The sequence below is a fragment of the Actinomadura rubrisoli genome (assembly GCF_004349215.1).
GTDB classification, from domain to species: domain Bacteria; phylum Actinomycetota; class Actinomycetes; order Streptosporangiales; family Streptosporangiaceae; genus Spirillospora; species Spirillospora rubrisoli.
Genome location: NZ_SMKU01000021.1, coordinates 43,808 through 51,501, shown reverse-complemented (window position 1 = coordinate 51,501; position 7,694 = coordinate 43,808). Strand labels below are relative to the sequence as shown.

At 72.1% G+C, this 7,694-nt stretch carries 5 protein-coding genes; 3 read left to right on the top strand and 2 right to left on the bottom strand.

The features are described 5' to 3' along the window. Together E1298_RS07390 and E1298_RS07385 are read left to right on the top strand one after the other, a co-directional pair. A partial coding sequence (locus E1298_RS07390; protein ID WP_131890281.1) for an IclR family transcriptional regulator occupies positions 1-737 on the top strand: 737 nt, incomplete at its 5' end. A gap of 130 nt (positions 738-867) precedes the next feature. Then, positions 868-1,695 carry an alpha/beta fold hydrolase gene (locus E1298_RS07385; RefSeq protein WP_131890279.1) on the top strand — a complete coding sequence of 276 codons (828 nt, stop codon included), beginning with the start codon at positions 868-870 and terminating at the stop codon, positions 1,693-1,695. A 37-nt stretch (positions 1,696-1,732) separates the two neighbouring features. On the opposite strand, the gene E1298_RS07380 is transcribed toward E1298_RS07385, so the two are convergent. Then, positions 1,733-4,591: an nSTAND1 domain-containing NTPase gene (locus E1298_RS07380; protein ID WP_131890277.1), complete on the bottom strand. Its 2,859-nt coding sequence runs from the start codon at positions 4,589-4,591 to the stop codon at positions 1,733-1,735. Between the two features lie 294 nt (positions 4,592-4,885). Between E1298_RS07380 and E1298_RS07375 the strand changes: the two genes are divergently transcribed. Beyond that, entirely contained in the window at positions 4,886-5,227 is a 342-nt protein-coding gene (locus E1298_RS07375; protein WP_131890275.1) for a hypothetical protein, read from the top strand. Positions 5,228-5,460: 233 nt separating this feature from the next. On the opposite strand, the gene E1298_RS07370 is transcribed toward E1298_RS07375, so the two are convergent. Beyond that, the gene (locus E1298_RS07370; RefSeq protein WP_165975351.1) at positions 5,461-7,602 is read right to left on the bottom strand and encodes a GDSL-type esterase/lipase family protein; all 2,142 of its coding nucleotides are present in this window, start codon (positions 7,600-7,602) and stop codon (positions 5,461-5,463) included. Between the last annotated feature and the right edge of the window lie 92 nt (positions 7,603-7,694).

Below are 7,694 nucleotides of genomic sequence, written 5' to 3'. Positions count from 1 at the left end.
GGGGCCGCGGGGTGCTGGAGGGCGCGTTCCTCGTGCTGGAGGAGCTGGCGCGGCTCGGTGAGGCGGGGCTGACGCAGCTGTCGTCGGCGACCGGGCTGCCCAAGTCCACCACGCACCGGCTGCTGGACCAGCTCGTCGCCCTGGGCGCCGTGCACCGCGGGGAGGGCGGCCGCTACCGGGTCGGCGCCCGCGCGTTCCGGCTGGGGCAGATGTGGGAGCCGGCGCCCGTGCTGCGGACGGCCGCCGCCCGTCCCGCGCGGCAGCTCGCCATCACGGTCGGGGAGAGCGTGAGCGTCGCCGTCCTCAACGCCTCGGACGCCCTGATCGTCGCGGGGGTGCTGGGGCGGGCCGACGAGGTCTGGCCCCTGCGCCCGGGAGCCGTCCTCCCCGTCGCGAGCGCGGCCGAAGCGGCGATCAAGGCGTCCCGGCCGCGGGCCGCCGCGCCCGACGGGTATCCCAGGACGGAGTGGACCCGGCGGCTCACCGGCGTGCGCGACCACGGCGTGGCGTTCGACTACGAGTCCGCCCTGCCGCCGCTCGCGTGCGTCGCCGCGCCCGTCCACGACCCCGCCGGGACGACCGTCGCCGCCATCGCGACCGTGGTCCTGGACAGCCGTCGCCTGGCGTCCCTCGCCGAGGCCGTCCGCGCCACCGCCGACAGGATCAGCGCCAACCTGGCCCGCATCCCGGGAGCGAGCCGCGCCCTCCGCCTGCTCGACGAGAGCGAACCCGGCTGACGCGTCCCTGATGACCTGTTGACCCGTCCATGGCCTAGTCGGTCATCGCCCGGGGTATCGCCCGTCGTGGGGCGGGCGGGCTCGTGCGCGTCCGCCTGGATTCCACCGATGAGCGGCGAGGGGGCGCAGGATGGGTTTCGTCACGACGCGCGACGGGGTCGAGATCTTCTACAAGGACTGGGGCAGCGGGCCGCCGGTGGTGTTCAGCCACGGCTGGCCGCTCAACGCCGACGCCTGGGAAGACCAGATGAGATGCGTGGCCGGCAACGGCTTCCGGGGCATCGCCCACGACCGGCGCGGGCACGGCCGTTCCGCCCAGCCGTGGGACGGCTACGACTTCGACACCTTCGCCGACGACCTGAACGACCTGATCCAGGCGCTGGACCTGCGCGACGTCACCCTCGTCGCCCACTCGATGGGCGGCGGCGAACTCGCCCGCTACATCGGCCGGCACGGCACCGGCCGGATCGCCAAGGCCGTGCTGCTGTCGGCCATCCCGCCGCTGATGCTCCGGACCGACGCCAACCCCGAGGGCGTGCCCGCCGAGGCGTTCGAGGCCATCAAGAAGGGCATCCTCACCGAACGTTCGCAGTACTGGAAGGACTCGGCGGAGGGGTTCTTCAGCGCTGGCCGTCCGGGCACCAAGGCCACCCAGGGGAACAAGGACGCCTTCTGGTTCATGGCCATGCACGAGAGCATCCAGGCCGGGCTCAAGTGCGTGGACGCCTTCGCCCGGACCGAGTTCCACGACGACCTGAGGAAGTTCGACGTCCCGACCCTGGTCGTCCACGGCGACGACGACCAGATCGTCCCCATCGACGCCACGGGCCGCAAGGCCGCCGAGCTCATCCCGGACGCCACCCTCAAGGTCTACGAGGGCGGCTCCCACGGCATCGCCCTCGTCCCCGGCGACAAGGACCGCTTCAACGAGGACCTCCTGGCCTTTCTCGCCACCTGATCCACGCGCCCACCGGCGCGCGCCCACCGGCACGCGCCTACCGGCAGGGCGGGCGGTAGTCGACGCCCGGGAAGTAGGCGGCCCAGTCGGCCGAGCTGATCGGCGGGGAGGCGGCCCCGCACAGCCACGCCTCGGCCTGGAGCACATCGATCGGCCCGGGCCAGGCAGCCGGGAACCCCCACCGCACGGCCGTGTCGTCGTCGCTGCCGGTCACGATGGCGCGCCCGTCGGGACTGAACGCCACCGACGAGAGGACGTCGGAGTGGGCCTCCATGACCGCGATCTGGCGGTGGCCGCCTGGCCCCGACACGTCCCACAGCCGCGCGGTCCTGTCCTCGCCCGCGGTGGCGACGCTGCGGCCGTCCGGGCTGAACGCGACCGACCGGACGATGTCGTCGTGGCCGGTCAGCGTCCCGACTTCACGTCCGCGGGCCGGGTCCCAGATCCGCGCCGTCCCGTCCTGGCCGGAGGAGGCGAGCCTCGCGCCGTCGGGGCTGAAGGCGACCCAGGTCACCCCGCGTTCGTGACCCTTGAGGAACGTGGGCGGGCGGGTCTTCGCCAGGTCCCAGAGCGCGACGGTGCGGTCGAAGCTCGCGGTGGCCAGCATCCGCCCGTCCGGGCGGAACGCCACGGCGACCACCTCCGCGGTGTGCCCGGAGAGGGTGCGCAGCGCGCGGGGCCTCCGGGGATCGGCGACGTCCCACAGCGTCGCGGTGCGGTCGGCGCTCACCGCCGCGACGGTGCGGCCGTCCGGGCTGAACGCCACCGCGTTGACCTGGCCGGTGTGCTTGCGGAGCGTCGACAGCCCGAAGGGGCGGCGGCGGTCGGAGACGTCCCAGAGCCTGGCCGTGCGGTCCCAGCCCGCGGTCACCAGCACGCGCCCGTCGGGACGGAACGCCGCCGCGTTCACCGAGCTGGTATGGCCGGAGAGCACCGATAACTGCGCGGAGCGGCCGGGATCGGCGGCGTCCCAGAGCCGCGCGGTGCGGTCATGGCTGGTGGTGACGACGGTGCGGCCGTCGTGGCTGAACGCCACGGAGTTCACGTTCGCCTGGTGCCCCGCCATGCGCCGCCGGTTGGGGAAGGGGAGCGCGGCGAGCACGCTCGCCCGCGCCGCGCGGGTCGGCGCGAGCTGGTAGGCGGCCATGCTGAGCTGGGCGGCCAGCGGCGGGTCCGTCCTGCGCAGAGCCGCCGCCTTGCCCGCGACGATCTCGGACAGGGCCGTGTCCCGCTGCCGTGACACCGAGCGCTCGGTGCTGACGGCGTAGGCCGTCGCGGCGCCGGTCAGCGCCAGCAGGGCGCTGAGCAGCGCCACGGCCTGCCGCAGGCGGCGGCTGTTGCGGCGGGCGAGGCCGCGCTCGGCCCGCTCGGCGGCGAGGCTGGCGTCGAGGAAGGCCCGCTCCCGTCCGGTGAGGGACGCGCCGCCCCCGGCCGCGGCCCATTCGGCCGTCCGCTCCAGCCTGACGCCGCGGTACAGCGCGCCCGCGTCGTGGCGCAGCGCCTCCCACGCGTCGGTCGCCGCCGTCAGCTCCCGGTGCAGGCGCAGCCCCTCGCGGTCCTCGGCGAGCCAGTCGCGCAGCCGCGGCCACGACCCGATCAGCGCCTCGTGCGAGATCTCGACGCTGTCGACGTCCAGCGCGATCAGACGGCTGTCCGCCAGGTGATCCAGGACCCGGCGGGTGTCGTCGTCATCGCCGAGCTCGCCGCGGCTCACGCGCCGCTTGGTGTCCTCGGTGCCCTCGCCGAGCGCGGTCAGCCGCAGCAGCAGGTCCTTCACCAGGCGGCGCTGCGCCTCCGACAGCCCGCCGTACACCGACTCGGCGGTCTGGGCGAGCGCGCCCTCGATGCCGCCCGAGGCGTGGTATCCGGCGAGCGTCAGCGTGTTGCCCCGGCGCCGGCGCCAGGTCTCCAGCAGCGAGTGCGACAGCAGCGGCAGCACGCCGACGCGCTTGGTCGCCTGCGCGACCAGCTCGGCGAGCAGGGCCGACTCCACCGCGCAGCCGGCGCGGACGGCGGGCTGGGTGATCGCCAGGCGCAGCTCGTCCGAGGTCATCGGGCCGACGGTGACGTGACCGTCGCGCAGGGCCTCGACCAGGTCGGGGTAGGCGGTGCAGTGGGTGTAGAAGTCCGCGCGCACCCCCAGGACGACCCGGCACCCGCTGTTGCCGGCCCCCGCCGCCGTGAGCAGCGCGTCGATGAAGCGGCCCCGCTCCTCCTCGTCGCGGCAGAGGGTGAACACCTCCTCGAACTGGTCGACCACGATCACCAGCTCGGTGCCGTCCGGCGCGGCCGTCCGCACGGCCCGGTGAAGCGCGCGCGGGTCGTCCCCCAGCGGCGGCACCGGTGCGCCGGTGCGGCGGGCGAGGTGGATCCCGCACTCCTCCAGCGGATGCACGCCGGGGGTGAACAGCAGCACCGGCCCGTCCAGCCGGGGAATCAGCCCGGCCCGCAGCAGCGAGGACTTTCCGGCGCCGGACGCGCCGAAGACGACGACGACGCGGGACGCCTCCAGCCGGGACGACAGCTCCTCCACCAGGCGCGCCCTGCCGAAGAACCGGTCGGCGTCCTCCGGCTGGAACGCGACCAGCCCCGCGTAGGGCGAGCCCTTCTGCCCGGCCGGCTCCGGCGGCTCCAGGTCCGCCGCCACCGCGCGCCAGCGGTCCTCCCACTCCCGGACGCTGCCGCCGCAGGCCCGTACGTAGGCCAGAGTGACCGCCAGGCTGGGTAATTTGCGCCCCGCGGCGGCCTGCGACAGGGCCGCCTCCGAATAGTGCGCTCGTTCGCTCAGCTCCCGGTAAGTCGGCCTGCCCGCGCGTTCCCGCAACGACCTCAGGTCCCGCGCGAACCGCAGCAGTGCACCGTCACCCTCGGCGAGCGGACGCTCTCGGCGCGGCATATCCCACCCCCGGCCACGTCAATTCTCCAGCTGGAACCGTACCGGACGGCACACCTCTTCGAACCGGTCGCGGACCGGCTTTCTTCGGCCTTTCTTTCTTCAGCGGCCGCCTCCGATCCTAAACAATCCCGCTGCACTACACATGACCTCAGGCGGCCAACCAGCCCGGGGCGACCGGCGAACACAACAGGAGGTGAGGCAGCACAAATACCCGCCCCGGAACCATCCGTAATCGGACCGCCGGCCGCGACCGAAAATCGGCCGGCCCCGGCATCTCGAAGGGAAGACCCAGCAATGAGAAAGCTCTACGCCGGACTCCTCGGCGCCATCGCGCTCACCACGGTGCTCACCGGCAGCGCGCAGGCGGCGGGCGCCTCCGCGGCGCCGGCCAAGCCGTCTCCGCCCGTCTCCAGCACCGTCCTCCGCGACGCCGCCCTCCCCTGCGCGCCCGGCGGGCCGTACCACGAGGGCAACGACGCGGTGTGGCACAACTGCGACGACTCGGTCGACCGCATCAAGGTCCGCCAGTACTTCCCGTATGACAACTACGAGGTCTGCGTCCCTCCGCACGGCGAGCACCGCAACAGCTGGACCTGGACGATCGACATGCACCTGATCCACGACGGCCACTGCTGACACGGTGAGCCCGGTGCCCTGGCGGACCCCACCGCCAGGGCACCGCCCCCACCCCGTCCGCGCCAGACCGCCCCAGACCGCTCCGGGCCACCGGCCGGCGGGAAACGGTGGGAAACAGGCCGCGCGGTTGCATCGCGTCGAGGCCCCCGGTGCCCGGGCGCTTCTGATCGAAGGCCGGACTCCGGGGACCTCATCTGGTCGTTCGGCGTTGTGCTGCTATCTCGGTTCCTGCTTCATCCGGCGTACCAGAAATGCTGGGTCGGCTGCCTTTGGCCGTGGGCGAAGACGTGTTGCTGGTCTCCGCTGGCGAACCCGTTCACATTGCCATCGACGCCGCAGCCCCACCGGTCGCGACGAATCGGCCGGTCGCGCTCCCACCAGAAGTGCTCCACGCAGTTGTCCTTCGTGGCGAAGGCGTGCTGCTGCTCACCGGAGGCGAACGCGGCCGGAGGGGTGTCGATGCCGCAGCCCCACTGGTCGTGCTGGACGCTATTGCCCGGCTCCCACCAGAAGTGTTCCAGGCACTCACCGTTCTTGGCGAAGGCGTGCTGCTGCCTGCCCTGGACGAAAACGGCCGGAGGGCTGTCGATGCCGCAGCCCCACTGGTCATGTTGGATGTCGTTGCTCGCGCGGCCCGGTTCCCACCAGAAGTGTTCCAAGCAATTACCGTTCTTGGCGAAGGCGTGCTGCTGCTCACCGTCGACGAAAACAGCCGGGTAGCCGTCGATGCCGCAGCCCCATCGGTTGCGCTGGATGTCGTTGCTCGCGCGGCCCGGTTCCCACCAGAAGTGTTCCAAGCAATTACCGCTCTTGGCGAAGGCGTGCTGCTGCTCACCGTAGAGGAACCCGGCCGGCGCACTGTCGATGCCGCACCCCCACCGGTTCCGTTTGATCTCGGTGCCGCCCTCCCACCAGAAGTGTTCCAGGCAACCCCCGCCTGCGGCGAAGACGTGCTGCTGGCCGGCGCCGACGTACGCGGCCGGGACGCTGTTGATGCCGCAACCCCACTGGTCCCGGCGCGGACCGCTGGCCGCCGACCACCACATGTGCTCCAGGCAGTTGCCGTCACTGGCGAAGGCGTGCTGCTGGCCGCCGTAGGTGAACACGGCAGGGCGGCCGCCCCGGCCGTTGAGGATGCGGCCCCAGGACTCCTGGTGCACGATCTCCCTCTGCACCTGCACGTCCGCCGGCTTGGCCCTGGCTGCTCCCTTGCACCGGAACGCCTGGCCGGGCGTGGGAGAGGCGGCGACCATCTTGGTCAGACAGGCGCTCAGTGCCTCTTGCCCGAAGGCGTTGGGGTGAATGGCCTCCTGCTGGTGCCCCTGGCTCTCCCAGGGGAACGTGCGCGACCTCAGGTAGGGCAGCCAGCGGACCCATTCCGCGTCCTCCGCCCTCAGTGGGTTGGCCCGACTGTGCTGGCTGCCGGCCTGATCGGCCTCGTTCGTGCACAGCTCATGTCCGGCGAACGCTTCGGACAGGTCCAGGAACGAGGCGTCGGTGGAGAACGCGGCGTCGCGCAGCATGTCCCTGATGCCCGGAACCAGGGACTTGTTGGCCCAGTCGGTGTCGGCGTCCAGGAACGGGCAGCCGCCCCGCCGGTACCGCTCCCAGAAGGCGCCGCGCTCGCGCCAGCGGTACTTGTCGCCCGTCGGGATGGGTGTCGGATAGGACTGAAGGATCAAGCGGTAGCTGCCGCGGTCCTGGCCACTGGCCTGCATGACCCTGTGGATCTCCCGCAGCGTTTCGACGACCTTGCTCCTGACCTCCGGAAGCCGGTTCTCAAGATTCCGCGCCTCGCTGACGCTGCAAAGCGCTCCCCCGCGAAGGTACGCCTCGGCGCATTTCCCGATGATGTCACCGAATCTCAGGTCGTTGCCGCTGATGGACACGACGACCGTGGTGACGTTGTACGACGCGGCGGTGGACTCCAGTTGCGTGATCTGCGGCGCCTGCCCCTTGAAGATGGTGCGCAGGATGCTGTCGGTGGTCGCCCCCGAGCAGGCGAGGTTGAACCTCTCACGCTCCCCTACCCCGTCGATTTCGGCGCCTTTGATCTCCGCCATTCTCGACTTGTGGCACCCGTTGCCCTTGTCGACGTCGGAGCCGTCCAGGTAGACCAGGCTCGGCTCGTGGTCGCAGCGGTCCTCCCGGTCGGGCAGGCAGGAGATCGCGGCGAGGTCGGTGCCCCACGCGGTCCCCCCGGCCCCGGTGTTGGCGTTGCCGGCCCACCGGCCCGCCTCGCCTGAGATGTAGCTGTCGCCGATCGCCACGATCGCCTTCGGCTTGTCCGGCGCGGCCGACGCCGGCGCCGTTGTGAGTGCTGTCGAGACGACGACCGATACCAGAGCGGCCGCCATCGTGAGAGCCAGAGCCATTGCCGTTCCGGTGCGTCTCAGTTCACGCGGTCGACGGCGGACTCCGAACCGATGTTTCGCCATCCACTGACCCCTTTCTGGACGTGGTTGTA